The 14,018-nt window shown below is 44.7% G+C and carries 14 protein-coding genes; 5 read left to right on the forward strand and 9 right to left on the reverse strand.

Translation table 11 applies throughout. The features are described 5' to 3' along the window. Nucleotides 1-168: 168 nt before the first annotated feature. Nucleotides 169-1,340 (reverse strand): IS3 family transposase gene (locus OCU35_RS10110; RefSeq protein WP_261825059.1). Its coding sequence is split into 2 segments (ribosomal slippage): nucleotides 169-1,070 and nucleotides 1,070-1,340, totalling 1,173 coding nucleotides; the frame shifts between segments, so codons are not numbered across the junction. Nucleotides 1,341-1,631: 291 nt separating this feature from the next. After that, nucleotides 1,632-3,221: an AbgT family transporter gene (locus OCU35_RS10115; protein WP_102499531.1), complete on the reverse strand. Its 1,590-nt coding sequence runs from the start codon at nucleotides 3,219-3,221 to the stop codon at nucleotides 1,632-1,634. 351 nt (nucleotides 3,222-3,572) lie between these two features. On the opposite strand from OCU35_RS10115, the gene tsaA reads away from it, so the two are divergent. The 4 genes from tsaA (at nucleotide 3,573) to OCU35_RS10135 (ending at nucleotide 6,561) form a co-directional block, all read left to right on the forward strand. Continuing rightward, a complete protein-coding gene (gene tsaA / locus OCU35_RS10120) occupies nucleotides 3,573-4,271 on the forward strand; it encodes a tRNA (N6-threonylcarbamoyladenosine(37)-N6)-methyltransferase TrmO (RefSeq protein ID WP_261825302.1) in 699 nt (232 codons plus the stop codon). 82 nt (nucleotides 4,272-4,353) lie between these two features. Continuing rightward, on the forward strand, nucleotides 4,354-6,069 hold the full coding sequence (locus OCU35_RS10125) for a proline--tRNA ligase (RefSeq protein ID WP_261825303.1): 1,716 nt from the start codon (nucleotides 4,354-4,356) through the stop codon (nucleotides 6,067-6,069). Between the two features lie 93 nt (nucleotides 6,070-6,162). Beyond that, nucleotides 6,163-6,366 (forward strand): YaeP family protein, encoded by a 204-nt coding sequence (locus tag OCU35_RS10130; RefSeq protein ID WP_017029145.1) that lies wholly within the window; start codon nucleotides 6,163-6,165, stop codon nucleotides 6,364-6,366. 3 nt (nucleotides 6,367-6,369) lie between these two features. Continuing rightward, the gene (locus OCU35_RS10135) at nucleotides 6,370-6,561 is read left to right on the forward strand and encodes a DUF4250 domain-containing protein (RefSeq protein WP_017031169.1); all 192 of its coding nucleotides are present in this window, start codon (nucleotides 6,370-6,372) and stop codon (nucleotides 6,559-6,561) included. 329 nt (nucleotides 6,562-6,890) lie between these two features. Here OCU35_RS10135 and cspE read toward each other — a convergent pair whose 3' ends face one another. The 3 genes from cspE to dinB form a co-directional block, all read right to left on the reverse strand. Next, on the reverse strand, nucleotides 6,891-7,100 hold the full coding sequence (gene cspE / locus OCU35_RS10140; RefSeq protein WP_017029143.1) for a transcription antiterminator/RNA stability regulator CspE: 210 nt from the start codon (nucleotides 7,098-7,100) through the stop codon (nucleotides 6,891-6,893). Between the two features lie 283 nt (nucleotides 7,101-7,383). Further along, the gene (locus tag OCU35_RS10145) at nucleotides 7,384-8,154 is read right to left on the reverse strand and encodes a YggN family protein (protein WP_261825304.1); all 771 of its coding nucleotides are present in this window, start codon (nucleotides 8,152-8,154) and stop codon (nucleotides 7,384-7,386) included. Nucleotides 8,155-8,198: 44 nt separating this feature from the next. Further along, on the reverse strand, nucleotides 8,199-9,296 hold the full coding sequence (gene dinB, locus OCU35_RS10150; RefSeq protein ID WP_261825305.1) for a DNA polymerase IV: 1,098 nt from the start codon (nucleotides 9,294-9,296) through the stop codon (nucleotides 8,199-8,201). A gap of 149 nt (nucleotides 9,297-9,445) precedes the next feature. On the opposite strand from dinB, the gene OCU35_RS10155 reads away from it, so the two are divergent. Then, nucleotides 9,446-10,702, forward strand: a complete 1,257-nt coding sequence (locus OCU35_RS10155) for a uracil-xanthine permease family protein (RefSeq protein WP_017029140.1) — start codon at nucleotides 9,446-9,448, stop codon at nucleotides 10,700-10,702. 63 nt (nucleotides 10,703-10,765) lie between these two features. On the opposite strand, the gene nqrM is transcribed toward OCU35_RS10155, so the two are convergent. The 4 genes from nqrM to nqrE form a co-directional block, all read right to left on the reverse strand. Then, complete coding sequence (gene nqrM, locus OCU35_RS10160; RefSeq protein WP_017029139.1) at nucleotides 10,766-10,999, reverse strand: (Na+)-NQR maturation NqrM; 234 nt, start codon at nucleotides 10,997-10,999, stop codon at nucleotides 10,766-10,768. Between the two features lie 9 nt (nucleotides 11,000-11,008). Next, nucleotides 11,009-12,043, reverse strand: coding sequence for an FAD:protein FMN transferase (locus OCU35_RS10165; protein WP_017031172.1), 1,035 nt, complete (start codon nucleotides 12,041-12,043; stop codon nucleotides 11,009-11,011). Between the two features lie 126 nt (nucleotides 12,044-12,169). Continuing rightward, nucleotides 12,170-13,396: an NADH:ubiquinone reductase (Na(+)-transporting) subunit F gene (gene nqrF, locus OCU35_RS10170; protein ID WP_017242522.1), complete on the reverse strand. Its 1,227-nt coding sequence runs from the start codon at nucleotides 13,394-13,396 to the stop codon at nucleotides 12,170-12,172. Nucleotides 13,397-13,419: 23 nt separating this feature from the next. Then, nucleotides 13,420-14,016, reverse strand: coding sequence for an NADH:ubiquinone reductase (Na(+)-transporting) subunit E (nqrE, locus tag OCU35_RS10175; protein ID WP_017031174.1), 597 nt, complete (start codon nucleotides 14,014-14,016; stop codon nucleotides 13,420-13,422). Nucleotides 14,017-14,018: the final 2 nt, after the last annotated feature.

Raw genomic sequence — 14,018 nt, forward strand, 5'->3', positions numbered from 1 at the left:
TATTGCTATAAGAGGCTCCCAATAAAAAACCTCAGCGACGACACTTACTTAAATGCACCAACACTAAAAAATAGATCTAATAAGCTATATAACCTGTCAGAAACCAATACTCACGCACGAACCTCAGGCTTGTGTCTGATATGACCCCGTAAAAGTAGACACGGGGCTTTACTTTACTAGCTCGAAATCATTGGGACTAACTCCATCGAGTGTCCCATGTTTTCTCACTGAATTATAATAATTAACAATATAAAGTCGACTTTGAGTGATCATTTGCTGGCGAGATATCTCTCCAAGGTTACTCATCCACTCTTTTTTGTACTGGGCGAAGAAGCTCTCTGTACACGCATTATCCCAGCAGTTTCCTTTTCTTGACATACTAACGGTAATGTTGCGTCTATAGTGCCAAAGTAAGGTGCATTCAGCGGTATATTGTGTTCCTTGATCCGAGTGAAACAATAGCTTTTCACCATTTGGTTTCCTCGCTTCCCATGCTCGATTTAGTGTCTTTATGACCAAGTCAGCATTATTAATTTTGCTTGTTCCCCAACCAACCACCTTTCTTGAATACAAATCGAGAACTACACATAAATACTGCCAACCATCTCGGCACCTAACTTGAGTGATATCAGATGTCCAAACACGATTGGGCTCTGCGACTTTGAACTTTCTGTTAAGTATATTAAGGGCAGTAATCTTACTCGACCTATTAGCTGCGCGACCAAAACTGCGTTTACAAGCCGTAGAGCGGTATCCCATAGCTTGTAGCAAGCGCTGAACCTTAGCTTTGCTACACACAAAACTATTCTCTACCGCCAACTTCCACAACTTCCTGTAGCCGGGAATGCAGTGTTGCTTGTCACTAGTAACCTTAAGGAACTCAGACAGAGAGCGGTTCTTTACAGAGCGTTCGCTAGGCTCACTGTTCAGCCATTTATAGTAGCCTGCACGAGACACCTCAAAGAGTTCACACAGCCATTTAATTGGCCGTTTAGCACTATGGTGCTTAGCGATAAACTCAAACTTTATTCTTTTCGACTGTCGAAGTAAGCCTTCGCCTTTTTTAACATATCATTCTCCATTTCAGCCCTTTCAAGTTGTTGTTTAAGACGAGCGATTTCTCGTTCTAACTCAACCAAAGAGTGCTCTGGACCTTCGTTTCTTAAAGGGTTTGAAGTTTTCTTAGATGATGTCAATTCTTGTCTCCATTTACTTAAAACAGCGGGATGAATTCCTAGCGATATTGCGACAGATTTTACTGTATCTGGAGACCTCAGGGATTTTTGAACAGCGTTTCTTTTAAACTCGTCTGAAAATATTCTTCTTGGCTTTATTTGCATGACACCTAATACCTTAAATTAGGTGTCTACTTTATCGAGGTCGTATCAGTCTTGCAGCTTGTAGCTGACAGCTGACGGCTAGCCGCTTAGTCCATATGAACCCATTTCAATAACCATTATTCAATCTAATCTTGCAGCGTGCATCTAGCGCGATAGGTAGGTTAATCTAACTTGGCAATGAGGCGACAGGGAGTCAATACGGAAATTTGGTAGTTGCTCGTTGCGAAACTCCAGATAAAAAAATGGTCAGCATATGCTGACCACTTTTTTCATCAAGTTCTAACGTTTCTACTAAGGCGCGTAGAACGTTGCTGCACCTGGACCTACTGGTAGACCAAATACGAATACCCATAGGTAGAACAGGATAGACCAACCAAATAGGAAGCAGATTGAGTACGGGAGCATCGTTGCTACCAGCGTACCTATACCTAGATTCTTCATGTAGCGAGTCGCAACCGCTAGGATAAGACCGAAGTAACTCATCATTGGAGTGATGATGTTAGTGGTCGAGTCACCGATACGGTAAGCCGCCTGAATCGTCTCTGGTGCGTAGCCAACAAGCATAAGCATTGGAACGAAGATTGGTGCTGTTACAGCCCACTGAGCTGACGCTGAACCGATCATCAGGTTAATGAAGCCACACATTAGAATGAATGCGAAGAACAGCATTGGACCTGTTAGGCCAATAGTCTGTAGGAAGTCTGCACCTGCTACTGCGAATACTTGACCGAAGTTTGTCCACTTGAAGAAAGCAACGAACTGAGCGGCAAAGAATACCAGAACAATGTATAGACCCATTGAAGACATTGACTTAGCCATTGCATCAATCACATCACGGTCAGTTTTCATTGTGCCGACAACGCGACCATAAACAAAACCAGGGATAGCAAAGAATACAAAGATAAAGGCTACGATACTCTTCAAGAATGGAGAGCCAGAAACTAGACCCGTCTCAGGGTGACGTAGTGCGCCCCACTCAGGAACAACTGTCAGTGCAATCAGTGCACTTACTGCAAGAACAGCAAGACCCGCCATCTTAAGACCGCGTTTTTCTTCAGGCTTCAAAGAACCCATGCTGTCATTAGATAAATCTTCAGCAGCTTCTTCATCGTTATATTTGCCAAGTTTTGGCTCAACAATCTTTTCAGTGACAAATGCACCTGTGATTGCAATGAAGAAGGTAGAAACAAACATGAAGTACCAGTTTGATTCAGGACCTACAGAGTACGTTGGGTCGATCATTTGTGCTGCTGTTTCAGTGATACCAGAAAGCAGTGGATCAACCGTACCGATGAGAAGGTTTGCAGAGTAACCACCGGATACACCAGCAAAAGCGGCAGCTAGACCAGCTAGAGGGTGACGACCTAATGAGTGGAAAAGCATAGCTGCAAGAGGGATAAGAACCACGTAACCCAGCTCAGATGCTGTGTTAGAGATGATACCCGCAAATACGACCGTTACTGTAACCATACGCTGAGAAGCGTTCATTACTAAGCCACGCATTGCTGCAGAAAGCATGCCTGAGTGTTCAGCAATAGCAACACCAAGCATTGCTACTAGAACCGTACCTAGAGGTGCAAAACCGGTAAAGTTAGTTACAAGATTAGTAACGATAAGACGTAGACCTTCACCATTTAGAAGACTAACGACTTTGATAACGCCATCGGCGCTACGACCTGCTGCACCCTCTGGACGAGGATCCATAACAGAAACATCAAAATATCCAGCAATGCCAGACAGAACTAAAATTGCCACACAGAAAATAGCAAATAAAGTGATTGGGTGTGGTAATAGGTTGCCTAGGTATTCGACGCCATCCAGAAAACGAGTGAATAACGGCTTTTTAGGCGGTTGTTGTGTTTGTGAAGCAGATGTGCTCATCTGAGTTCTCCTTTAATTATTTTTATCTCTCTTTTCGCTCCTCAACCCGCAGGTTGTGGCACGTTATTTCCCTAACGCAGCAAAAAGGAGCCGGAAACATACCCTAGTACGACACAATTGAAAAGGCAGTTACGCCTTTAGAAACCCAGCAAATGTGTCAAAAAAAGGTTAAAAAAGGTCAATAATCAGGAGAAATTGAGCGAAAAACTTATGTGGAATAAAGGATAAGGATTGTTAACATTCTCTTACAAACTCCAATCTATTCAATTGCCACTGTTTGTAAAAAAGTGACGCAGAGCATACATTCTGCGTACATTTAACTCGGGAAAATCATTTAGGAACACCAAAAAAATGCACGCAATTTCACCAATAGGCACCATTCACACCCCCTACAAAGAAAAGTTTGCTATCCCTAGACAGCCAAATTTGGCGCCTAGTGTCACCACAGAGTTGCACCTAAAAGGCGAAGCAAATACCGAAGCGGCCGTTCGTGAACTGAAACAGTTTTCACATCTATGGCTGCTGTTTCTGTTTGATCAGAATATAGAAGCAGGTTGGAAACCAACTGTACGTCCTCCTCGCCTTGGGGGTAATGAAAGAGTGGGTGTATTTGCCAGTCGCTCAACCTTTAGACCCAATGCCATCGGTATGTCGGCGGTGGAATTATTAGATGTTGAGATAAGAAACGGACAGGTCGTAGTTAAGCTTGGTAATGTCGATTTAGTGGATGGCACCCCCATCATCGACATAAAACCTTATATCCCCTATTCCGATAGCATACCTAACGCCACAGGCGGTTATGCGGAAGCCCCACCCGCTCCAGTCACCGTTCAATTTAGCGAACCTGCGAAAAACGTACTCATGCAACACTCAGAACATGAATATCGTCTACAAGCATTAACGGAAATCTTGTCACAAGATCCAAGGCCTGCGTATAAGAAAGGCAAGCCAGACTCTAAGGTGTATGCCGTGCATTTATTTGAATGGAATGTCCTTTTTTCAGCCAATGACGACGGCATTCAAGTGGTCGATATTGCCCCTTTAGCATAAGGCAATACACTGGTATTATAGGGAGCTATTTTTTAGGGTTATAAACCCTTCCCTCTATATACATATACAACGGAAAGCATCAATGCGTACCAGTAAATACCTAGTTTCTACATTGAAAGAAACGCCAAACGACGCAGAAGTAATTAGCCACCAGCTAATGCTTCGTGCAGGTATGATTCGTAAACTTGCCTCAGGCCTATACACTTGGCTACCCACAGGTTTGCGTGTATTGCGTAAAGTGGAAAACATTGTTCGTGAAGAAATCGACAATGCAGGTGCTGTTGAGACTTTAATGCCCGTTGTTCAACCGTTCGAACTTTGGGAAGAGACAGGTCGTTCTGAAACAATGGGACCAGAGCTTCTACGCTTTAATGATCGCCATAGCCGCCCATTTATCCTAAGCCCAACAGCCGAAGAAGTGATTACTAGCATCGTTCGTAACGAAGTAAGCTCTTACAAACAACTTCCGCTGAACCTATATCAGATCCAAACGAAATTCCGCGATGAGCGACGTCCTCGTTTTGGCGTAATGCGTGCGCGTGAGTTCTGCATGATGGATGCTTACAGCTTTGATATCGACAAAGCGGGTCTAGAAAAGTCTTACGAAGCGATGCACGAAGCTTACTGTAAAGCATTCGACCGTATGGGCCTAGATTACCGTCCGGTACTTGCTGATACAGGCGCTATTGGTGGCAGTAACTCGCACGAGTTCCACGTACTTGCAGAAAGCGGTGAAGACTTAATCGCCTTCTCTAGCGAATCTGACTATGCCGCAAACATCGAGAAAGCAGAAGCGCTAGCACCAACAGGTGAACTGGCAGCTCCAACTCAAGAGATGACGCAAGTTGATACGCCAAACGCGAAAACTATCGCAGAACTCGTTGAGCAATTTGAGCTACCAATCGAGAAAACGGTTAAGACTCTGTTTGTTAAGGCTTCTGAAGAAGTGGATGCTGAGCTTGTTGGCCTTATCATTCGTGGTGACCACGAGCTAAACGAAGTTAAGGCAGAAAACCTAACTCAAGTAGCGTCTCCACTAGAAATGGCAACGGAAGAAGAAATCCGCGCAATCATTGGTGCAGGCCCAGGCTCTCTTGGCCCTGTGAACCTGAAATTGCCATTTATTGTTGACCGTAGCGCTGCTGTAATGAGCGACTTTGGTGCGGGAGCAAACATTGATGATAAGCACTTCTTTGGCATCAACTGGGGTCGTGACGTTGAACTTGGTCAAGTTGAAGACCTACGTAACGTAGTAGAAGGCGATCCAAGCCCATGTGGCAATGGCGTACTTCACCTTAAGCGTGGTATCGAAGTGGGTCATATCTTCCAACTAGGTTCAACCTACACAGATAAGATGAACTGCAGCGTGCTTGGTCCTGATGGTAAGAGCACAATCCTAGAGATGGGTTGTTACGGTATCGGTGTATCTCGTGTTGTTGCTTCAGCGATTGAGCAAAACCACGATGACAGCGGCATCATCTGGCCTGAAGCGATTGCACCTTTCCAGGTTGCTATTGTTCCAATGAACATGCACAAATCTGAGCGTGTTAAAGAAGCAGCAGAGAAGCTATACGCTGACCTAACCGCTCAAGGCATTGAAGTGCTATTTGATGACCGCAAAGAGCGCCCAGGCGTAATGTTCAAGGATATCGAGCTTGTCGGTATTCCTCATACTGTGGTTATTGGTGACCGTAGCATGGACAATGGCCACTTTGAGTACAAGAGCCGTCGTGACGGTGAGAAAGTACCGGTAGAGATGGACAACATTGTTGCGCACCTTCAAGGTCTGATTAAGTAAGCCTTTACGCTTTGATTCCCCTTTCTAGGAAGGGGAAAAACAGATTCTAATAAAGGCAGCCTCGGCTGCCTTATTCATTTTTGGAGAAACATAATGAAAATTTACGATTGCTGTGACCTAGTTCGCGAACTCTATGCCCAAATTGGCAGTGGTGATCAAGGCTACATCCCACAAGCTATTACTTGTGCACTAAAAACACTCAATGATGTGGCTGCAGACACTAGCCTGCCTAAAGAAACCCGTGACCGCGCTGCTTTCGCCGCTGCAAACCTGTTGATCTCAGATTTCGAGGACTAATTCATGAATCTCGCCAACTATCAAACAATGGATGTTGTGATGCTAATGAGCATCATCAATATGAAACTGCGTGACGACTTCAATGGCGACCTAGATGCGCTAGTGAAAACCTTTGAGATCGATAAAGAGCAGCTCATAGAGAAATTGGCAACGGGCGACTTCGAGTGGCTACCTGAAGCAAAGCAATTTAGATAAGCCCCCTTCCCCAGCAAATTCTTAAAAAGGTAGCTGAGATTGGCTACCTTTCTTTTATCTCAAGTAAAGCCTTAGCTCACTCATACCACTCCCACGCCACTATAAGTACCCTAGTGAACTCTCAGCCTATTGAGGATTAACTATTCGCTTGTTTGCCTTGGAAGCCGTTTGAAGTCGATATGATCGTTGAAGTTGATACTCTAGACATCAATAGGAGTTTCTATCGTGCTTTAAGAAAAGAGGGAGCGTGGAGGGTTGCACTGAAATTAAGACAAAAAAAAGCCCGCTGTAAACAGCGGGCTTTTCAGAAACTTTTAATCTAATTAAAATTAGATAGTAGTAACGTTTGAAGCTTGAGGGCCTTTTTGACCTTGCTCAACTTCGAAAGATACTTTTTGGCCTTCAGAAAGAGTTTTGAAGCCTTCAGAAACGATAGCACGGAAGTGAACGAATACGTCAGCGCCGCCGTTGTCTTGAGAAATGAAACCGAAGCCTTTCTCTTCGTTAAACCATTTTACTGTACCAGTAGTCTTTGACATGTTATGTCCCTTAGTATTTAAGATTAATCGTATGTCACCAATGTGACGACTTCGCAAACTTTAGCCATTAAGTTAAGGGAAAAACAGAAAACACTACTTTACTTTTTACAATAAAATTTGAAACTTGCTTTTGCTTAATTTTTCTAACAACTTTGTCTTACGAAGCGAGTCATATGCTACAGCAGTTTAAAGCTTTGTAAACGTTTTTCTGAGTTTATCTGCAGATATTTACTTAGTTAAAAGTAACAAAACTTACAAGTCACTGAAACCACTAAAATATAGCTTAAATATTGAACAGTTGATAATTTTCCAATTCAGGGATAGTTTCAATCAAAGACTGCTCTTCTTCGGCTAATTTACCCATTGAATCACAGTAAACTTGGGCTTTCTCCGAGATTTCTGAAGAGTGTTGTTGGAGTTTTTTCTCTACTGACACCTTGAGATCGTTGAGCTGTTTCTGAAGCTCAGTAAAATTGATTCCGTCTTCTGATGCCAGCTTTTCCTGCAATACCGAAAAGGCACTGGCAAAAAACTCACTATTGAAAACCTCGCGAGCATCAGCGAAATCTTGCTGCCAATTATCGAACATATTACCGAAGGCATTAGGCTTTAACACCCATTCTCCGTCTTGATAATAGCGCTGCTCTAGCTTTGCGTAAAAATCATCGATGGCTTGACGCACATTATCAAACGCGTCGGTGTCGTTAAATTTGGCCGATACATCATCAAGCACCTCATTCGCCAGATCCACACCCGACTGTGCCACTTCACGAGCTTTAGGGATATCGCTGTTCAATTGCACTCTGTAGTGATCAAGTAGCTGCTGCTGCTCTTTATTCAAAGGAATTGATTCACCATCAATAACGAGGCCTTTCGCTTCAAATACCGCTCTGTGACCCTCACGGTCAATGATCTCCACCTCTTTTCCATCTAGGTGCAGCTCGTTGTTCAAATCGACATTACAAGACTCATAGTCCGCTAGCGCCTGCGCTTGAAGCGCCGGAGCAACCAATAGTGACCCGACTAAAATGCTCGAGGTAATGCGCTTAATCATTGAGAATTCCTTGTTAAATGATATCCGACTACTCTACAGCCAAATTATTCGTTATCCAATAAGCTTAATTGCTTCGCTTGGGCCTCTGGCTGCAACATGACACTCAAGCCCAGTAAGCGAATCTCACGACCTTGTTGACGCAATAAGACTTCTTCTAGCAAAGGATAAAAGGCCGCTAAGTTCAACTTATTGGAACCGGTTTCAATGGTTGTCAGTTGAAAGTCAGCAAATTTAACCTTAATGCCCTGCTTAGTAATGGGACGAACGTGCTCTCCACCCACCTTGTCTAAGCGACGTTGTAGCTCGGGATAAAGTCGTTGCTCTATCACCTCCCAACACTGCTCAAGGGTCTCGATGTTTTTAGTAAAGGTTCGCTCGACACCCACTGACTTGCGCTCTCTAGAAACCTGCACACTGCGATTGTCGACACCGTGGCAGCGCTTCCAAAGCGAGGCGCCCAATCGGCCATGTCGGACCAACAGATCGCGATAGTTGGCTTTACGCACATCCTCACCGAGATAGAGACCCGTGCGATGCAGTCTTTGCAATGCAACCTTGCCTACTCCCGGTATCTGTTGCAGAGGCATGCTGTCAATGAACTCCTGAACTTGATTGGGCGGTATCACATACTGCCCATTAGGCTTGTTCAAATCTGATGCCACCTTAGCCAAAAACTTGATAGGAGCAATCCCGGCTGACGCGGTTAGATTAAGCTCTGATTCAATGTCACGCCGGATTGACTGAGCTATCAAGGTGGCAGACCCATTGCATGATGAGCTATCTGTGACATCCAGATAGGCTTCATCCAACGACAATGGCTCTATGATATGGGTATAGCGAGCAAAGATAGCTCTAATTTGCGCTGAAACCTCTTTGTACACCTGCATGCGACCAGGTACTACCAACAAGTGAGGACACAATTTTTTAGCCTGCGCGGTAGGCATAGCAGAGTGGATACCAAATCGGCGAGCCTCATAATTACAAGTGCTCAACACGCCCCGCTGCGTTTCACTACCGCCCACTGCGAGTGGGCGATTTCGATACTCGGGAAAGTCACGCATTTCTACCGCTGCGAAAAAACAATCCATATCAATATGGATGATCTTTCGTTGTGGCACGTCATTAGAATACTGTTCAGGCATACAGTTATTTTAACCTACTCTTTGCCCTGTTCAAAAACTATTTACTTAGCTTATCTGTTCAATCAATTAAAAATTGATCTAATAAACATCACATCCAATAGGTAGATGCTAGTATTTGTCGATTTTCCAAAAAATGGAGAAAGAAAATCATGACTTCTATTTTACAGGGTATGCAGATGCTATTCGTTGCGTTTGGTGCTCTTGTTCTTGTTCCTTTATTAACGGGACTAGATCCGAACGTGGCACTGTTTGGTGCTGGTGTCGGTACCCTTCTGTTCCAATTAATCACTAAACGCTCGGTGCCTATCTTTTTAGCGTCCTCTTTTGCCTTTATTGCACCGATTCTCTATGGCGTTCAAACGTGGGGCATTCCTGCCACCATGGGTGGACTCATGGCTGCAGGTGTTGTGTATATAGCATTAGGCGGCTTGATTCGTGTTCGTGGTGTTGCCATCATCCATAGACTTTTGCCACCCGTGGTAGTGGGTCCTGTGATCATGGTAATAGGTCTCGGTCTTGCCCCTGTTGCGGTAAATATGGCGCTGGGTAAAACTGGAGATGGTGCAATTCAATTAGTCGATGGGCAGATCGCTTTGTGGATTTCTCTAGCCTCGCTACTGACTACCATCATCATCAGCGTATTTGCCAAAGGCTTCTTAAAACTACTGCCTATCTTTGGCGGTATTGCGGTAGGTTATACCTTGAGTTTGTTTGCTGGCATCGTCGATTTTAGCCCAGTGACCAATGCTGCATGGTTTGCACTGCCTAACTTTGTGACACCTGAATTCAACATCAATGCCATTCTGTTTATGATTCCAGTGGCTATTGCCCCAGCGGTAGAGCACGTTGGCGATATGCTGGCCATCTCTAACGTGACAGGTAAAGACTATCTGAAAAAGCCAGGCTTACACCGCACCATGGCCGGTGACGGCGTTGCCACAATGGCAGCAAGCATGATGGGCGCGCCACCTAACACGACCTATAGTGAAGTGACAGGCGCGGTGATGCTAACCAAATCCTACAACCCTAAAATCATGACCTACGCGGCTATAACCGCTATCGTGCTGGCGTTAGTGGGTAAGTTAGGCGGTATATTGCAAACCATCCCTGTGCCTGTGATGGGCGGTATTATGATGTTGCTGTTTGGTTCTATTGCCACAGTCGGTCTAAACACCCTTATCCAAAACCGTGTAGATTTGCATAACTCACGCAACCTTGTGATTGTCGGTGTAACACTGGTATTTGGTATCGGTGGTATGGCGTTTGGTGTGGGTGAGTTCAGTCTGCAAGGTATCAGCCTTTGCGGTATTGTAGCGATTCTTCTGAACCTTGTTTTACCAAGAGACCTTGGTGAGTCGCATGTTGTGGATAGCGCTCAGATGGAAGAAAATCCAGAGCAAAAATAATCCCAATAGATAGAAACAAAAATGCCAAGCTTACGCTTGGCATTTTTTATTACTCAAATACGATTAAGCAATACGGTCTTTTTCCCAAGATGCGACTTTCTCAGCTCTTGCCGCAGCTTTCGCTTCTCGGCGCTTACGAGCGTCACAAGGCTCAGGACAACTGCACACTTTATCAATGCCCATCGCGTCTAGGCCGCCACAGCTACCCTTCACGACCTTCTTCTGGATGATATAACCCACGGACATCAAGGTAATGAAGCCGAGGAAAATTCCAAATGTGACTAAGAACGTTGTCATTGCTCTATCCTACTTATTCAAATACTTGGCAAAGGCTTCTGAGTACACCTCTTTAAAGCCATCTTCAGTTTTTACGATCATAAAGATCGCGAGATCATTATCGTTCGCAACCTGAAGGCCTCTTTCTTCACCCATCACCATCAGACCCGTCGCTAGACCGTCAGCCGTCATACATGATGGATGAATCGCTGTCACAGAGACTACCTTGTGTGCGATCGGTTTGCCAGTTTTTGGATTAATTATGTGCGAATAACGCACACCATCACGCTCAAAATAATTGCGATAATCACCGGATGTCGCCATCGCCATATCACCAGGCTGAACGATCAACTCCACTTCACGAGCATCCACCGTCGGCTTTTCAATGGCGATACGCCAAGGAATCCCCTCACTATTATTGCCTTTCAATCTCAGTTCACCACCCACTTCAACGAGGAAACGGTGCACTCCCTGCGACTCAAGGTAATCGGCAATGACATCAACACCCCACCCCTTAGCTATGGTTGAAAGATCAACATACAGATTCGGAATATCCTTTGATAAGCCCTGCTCTGTAACAGACAGATGTTTAATGCCTACCATTTCACGTCGTGATGCTAATTCTTCATCGGTTGGCACTTTGTCAGGACGAGCTTCTGGACCAAAACCCCATAGATTGACCAAAGGACCGACCGTTACATCTAGAGCGCCTTCTGTTAGTTCGTTTAAGCGAATCGCTTCACGAACCACAATCTCTGTTTCTTTCGATACAGGAAATGGTGCTGCAGTCTGATGCTGGTTGAAAAGACTTAGCTCAGATTCAGGGCGGTATGTGGACATCTGATCGTTGACTTGCTCCAGCAAGACATCAATCTGCTTTTGCATTTCTTCAGGCTCTGGCGCCTTATCATCAGCAATATACTTTATGTGATAGGTGGTACCCATCGTCTTGCCGCTCAATGCAACCTGCTTGGGTGCTTGCTCACAGCCCGTTAATACCACTACTGAAATCAACAAAGTAGCGAGTAATGTTGAGTACTGAATAAGATGACGTGTAACTTTCATCTTTCTCTCCATAGGTTGAGGGCGCGAAAAGCGCACTGGGTTCTAGCTTGTAGCTTGTAGCTTGTAGCTTCTACAAAACAAAATGGCTGACTCAAAGAGCCAGCCATTGTTTTATTCGATTACGGTTTAACCACCGAAGTCATCGAGTAGGATGTTTTCATCCTCTACACCTAGGTCTTTTAGCATGCCGATTACAGCTGCGTTCATCATAGGTGGACCACACATGTAGTATTCACAATCTTCAGGCGCTTCATGGTCTTTCAGATAGTTTTCGTACAATACGTTATGGATAAAGCCTGTGTAACCGTCCCAGTTGTCCTCTGGAAGAGGATCAGACAGTGCACAATGCCAAACGAAGTTTTCGTTTTCTGCTGCTAGGTTATCGAAGTCGTCAATGTAGAACATCTCACGCTTCGAACGAGCACCATACCAGAACGTCATCTTACGCTTAGACTTCAGACGAAGTAGCTGATCGAAGATGTGCGAGCGCATTGGCGCCATACCAGCACCACCACCAACAAACACCATCTCGTTGTCTGTATCTTTAGCGAAGAACTCACCAAATGGACCAGAGATAGTACATTTGTCACCTGCTTTAAGTGACCAGATGTATGAAGACATGATACCTGGTGGTACGTCAGGGTTGTTAGGCGGCGGCGTTGCAACACGCACGTTCAGCTTAATCAAACCTTCTTCTTCAGGGTAAGAAGCCATTGAGTATGCACGAATCGATGGTTCTTTAACCACTGACTCATAGCGGAACAAGTTAAACTTATCCCAATCTTCACGATACTCTTCAGGGATATCAAAATCCGCGTACTTGATATGATGTGGTTCAGCTTCAATCTGAATGTAGCCACCTGCGCGGAAAGGTACTTCCTCGCCATCAGGGATCTGAAGTACAAGCTCTTTGATGAAGGTCGCTTCGTTGTCATTAGAAAGAACAGTACATTCCCATTTTTTAACACCAAAGATCTCTTCTGGAAGCTCGATAGCCATGTCAGTTTTCACTGCTACCTGACACGCTAGACGCTCGCCTTCACGTGCTTCACCTTTACTAATGTGGTCAAGCTCGGTCGGTAGAATATCACCACCGCCAGACTTCACTTTTACGCGACACTGGCCACAAGAGCCACCGCCACCACAAGCAGACGAAACGAAGATACCGTTGCCAGCAAGAGCGCTAAGCAGTTTGTCACCTGGAGAAACCGTAAAGCCTTTCTCAGGGTCACCATTTACTAAAATGTTGACGTCACCCGTTGGTACTAGCTTAGATTTAGCGAATAAGATCACTAGCACTAGAGCCAATACAATCAGAGTAAACATCACTACGCCAAGAACGATAGTATTCATTGACTAATCCTTATAATTTACTCTTACAGTTGAACACCGGAGAAAGACATAAAGCCTAACGCCATCAAGCCTACAGTGATGAAGGTGATACCAAGGCCACGTAGACCTGGAGGTACATCTGAATACTTCATCTTCTCACGCAGACCAGCAAGAGCAACGATTGCTAGCATCCAGCCTACGCCAGAGCCAAAGCCGTATACTACTGATTCAACGAAGTTGTAGTCACGCTGTACCATGAAAGATACACCACCGAAGATTGCACAGTTCACCGTAATTAGCGGTAGGAAGATACCTAGCGCATTGTACAAAGGCGGGAAGAAGCGGTCTAACACCATCTCCAAAATCTGTACTAGGGCTGCAATAACACCGATGAAGGTAATGAAGTTAAGGAAGCTTAAATCCACACCTGAGACTAATGCGTTCTCTTTCAACACTAGGTTGTAAAGCAGGTTGTTCACAGGAACTGCGATGGTCAACACCACCACTACTGCTACACCAAGACCGAAAGAGGTTTTTACCTTCTTAGATACAGCAAGGAATGTACACATGCCCAAGAAGAAGGATAATGCTAGGTTTTCGATGAAAATCGATTTAACCAGCAAGCTAATATAATGTTCCATCG

The organism is Vibrio breoganii, from assembly GCF_024346795.1.
In the GTDB taxonomy this organism is placed as follows: Bacteria; Pseudomonadota; Gammaproteobacteria; order Enterobacterales; family Vibrionaceae; genus Vibrio; species Vibrio breoganii.

What these genes read in the sequence shown, in the direction of transcription:
- OCU35_RS10115 (WP_102499531.1), bottom strand. Translation starts at nt 3,221, where the DNA reads ATGAGCACATCTGCTTCACAAACACAACAACCGCCTAAAAAGCCGTTA.
- tsaA (WP_261825302.1), top strand. Translation starts at nt 3,573, where the DNA reads ATGCACGCAATTTCACCAATAGGCACCATTCACACCCCCTACAAAGAA.
- OCU35_RS10125 (WP_261825303.1), top strand. Translation starts at nt 4,354, where the DNA reads ATGCGTACCAGTAAATACCTAGTTTCTACATTGAAAGAAACGCCAAAC.
- OCU35_RS10130 (WP_017029145.1), top strand. Translation starts at nt 6,163, where the DNA reads ATGAAAATTTACGATTGCTGTGACCTAGTTCGCGAACTCTATGCCCAA.
- OCU35_RS10135 (WP_017031169.1), top strand. Translation starts at nt 6,370, where the DNA reads ATGAATCTCGCCAACTATCAAACAATGGATGTTGTGATGCTAATGAGC.
- cspE (WP_017029143.1), bottom strand. Translation starts at nt 7,100, where the DNA reads ATGTCAAAGACTACTGGTACAGTAAAATGGTTTAACGAAGAGAAAGGC.
- OCU35_RS10145 (WP_261825304.1), bottom strand. Translation starts at nt 8,154, where the DNA reads ATGATTAAGCGCATTACCTCGAGCATTTTAGTCGGGTCACTATTGGTT.
- dinB (WP_261825305.1), bottom strand. Translation starts at nt 9,296, where the DNA reads ATGCCTGAACAGTATTCTAATGACGTGCCACAACGAAAGATCATCCAT.
- OCU35_RS10155 (WP_017029140.1), top strand. Translation starts at nt 9,446, where the DNA reads ATGACTTCTATTTTACAGGGTATGCAGATGCTATTCGTTGCGTTTGGT.
- nqrM (WP_017029139.1), bottom strand. Translation starts at nt 10,999, where the DNA reads ATGACAACGTTCTTAGTCACATTTGGAATTTTCCTCGGCTTCATTACC.
- OCU35_RS10165 (WP_017031172.1), bottom strand. Translation starts at nt 12,043, where the DNA reads ATGAAAGTTACACGTCATCTTATTCAGTACTCAACATTACTCGCTACT.
- nqrF (WP_017242522.1), bottom strand. Translation starts at nt 13,396, where the DNA reads ATGAATACTATCGTTCTTGGCGTAGTGATGTTTACTCTGATTGTATTG.
- nqrE (WP_017031174.1), bottom strand. Translation starts at nt 14,016, where the DNA reads ATGGAACATTATATTAGCTTGCTGGTTAAATCGATTTTCATCGAAAAC.